At 73.6% G+C, this 1,902-nt stretch carries 1 protein-coding gene; it reads right to left on the bottom strand.

All coding sequences use genetic code 11. From position 1 onward, the window contains the following. Positions 1-28: 28 nt before the first annotated feature. On the bottom strand, positions 29-1,902 hold a 1,874-nt coding region (locus tag L7D48_RS28515), incomplete at its 5' end, for a cellulase family glycosylhydrolase (RefSeq protein WP_237883951.1).

The following is a 1,902-nucleotide window of genomic DNA, read 5'->3' as shown; positions in this document are numbered from 1 at the left end:
GTCCGGGAGACCGGGGCCGGGGCCGGGGTCAGCCGAAGGCGGATTCCTTCCAGTCGGTGAGCTCCCGGGCGGCGGCCGACAGCTCGGCCTGCGAGACCTCGTCCGCGCCGGATCCGACGACGAGGGCGACGTGCACCCCGTCGCCGCCGGTGGCCTCGATCAGCAGGCGGTTGGCCGTGGCCGAGCCCTCCTCCCGGTCCACGGAGACCGGTCCGGAGCCGGAGTCCGGCAGGCCGCGCACCGACGCCACATCGCCGACGACCACGGTGTCCGCGGGCCGGAACGAGGCGGGCAGGTGGAGGGCGGTCGGCGCCCCGGCCGCGTCCGGCGAGCCCCGCCAGACCAGCACCCCGTACTGCCGACCGCCCTCAAGCAGCCCGGCGACGTGCGACATCTTCGAGGGCGGGGGCAGCCAGGTCTCCTCCCGGCCGCCGGCCTCCCCGCCGTCCCGGCTGTAGCCGGAGCGGGCCATGTCCTCGTAGGCGAAGGCGAGGGTGTCGCCGGAGACGGCGGCCGGATAGAGCCGGTCCAGGGCGCGGCGGTCGAGACGGAGCCGCACGGTGCCGTCGTCGCCGGAGGCGACGACGGAGTGGTCCTCGTCGTTCCAGGCGTCGCCCTCGGTGAGGATCCTGTCCGGGTTGCCGTTCATCGCCTCGCGGTGCCGCCCGCTGTAGACGTCCCAGTGCCAGTGGGTGCCCGACAGCACCTCCCCCGAGGCGGCCGGGTCCTCCCACCAGCGGGCGCCCCTGGTGCCGTGGTCCATGCCCTGGTACATCGCCCGCGTCATCCACGGGCCGCGGTCGCTGCCCCAGCCCGTCATCCGGTGGCCGAACTCCGACACGAAGGGGGCCGTGGCCAGTTCGGCGGCGCGGTCGCGGATGCGGCCGGTCGCGGCGGCGTAGGTCCCGTCGCCGGCCGGGGTGAGGTCGACCGTCATACGGGCGCCGTCGTAGTAGTGGCTGTTGAAGACGTACCGGGGGCCGAGGGGGCCGGTCTCGGTGAAGCCGCCCTGCTCCAGGAAGCCGGTGTTCCAGAACACCAGCGGCTCGGCGAACACCGGTTTGTCCCGCCAGCCCGCCTCGTCCATCGCGGCCCGGAAGCGCTGGTAGAAGGGGAGCAGGTAGTCCCTCTCCCAGCGTGCGCCGGTGGCCCCGTCCAGCCCGCCGTCGTAGGGCTCGTTGAAGGCGTCGAAGCCGGCGATCGCGCGGAAGGAGGACGCCGGCAGGACGCGGCGCAGATGGACCATGGCGGCCTTCGCCTGGTCCAGGTAGGCGTCCTGGACTGCTACCTCGCCCGCCCCGGTGGTGATCGTGCGGTTGTGCCAGAAGTCGTAGGCGGCCTGCCGCACCGCCTTGTTGGTGAGCATGTTCTGCCCCCACATCAGGCACGCGCCGCAGGACTCCCGGGGGTAGCCGCCGCCGTCCACGACCCACTTCGGCGCGCCGTCGCCGGTGTACCAACTGCCCTGGTGGAACAGGTGCGAGGAGTACAGGTCCTGGTGGTAGTCGAGCAGGACGTGGAAGCCGCGGTCGGTGAACTGGCGGATCTGCGCGGCGGCCCGGTCGAGGTAGCCGGTGTCGATGCGGTCCGGTTCGGGCTGCACGCCCTCCCAGGTGATGAGGAAGCGGACGGCGTTGGCGCCGGTCAGGTCGCGCATCGCCTGTGCCGAACGGGCGGCGTCCGCGGTGCTGCGGAACGGCAGCAGGCCGTTCTCGTAGAGCTTGGTACTGCCGGAGACGTTGAAGCCGCGCAGGGTGGTCTCGCGGCCGTGGGAGTCGCGGAAGACCCAGGTGCGCCGCCCGTCGGCGCCGGTCTTCGGCGCCACGGACAGCCCGGGGGGCGCGGCGGACGGCGCGGCGTCCGCGGGGAAAACGGGGAAAGCGGTGGAGGTGGCGGGAGTGG

The organism is Streptomyces sp. ICN903 (assembly GCF_022015835.1).
GTDB lineage: Bacteria > Actinomycetota > Actinomycetes > Streptomycetales > Streptomycetaceae > Streptomyces > Streptomyces fenghuangensis.
Note: the sequence above shows the minus strand (reverse complement) of the source record. Positions and strands in the feature narration are given on the sequence as shown.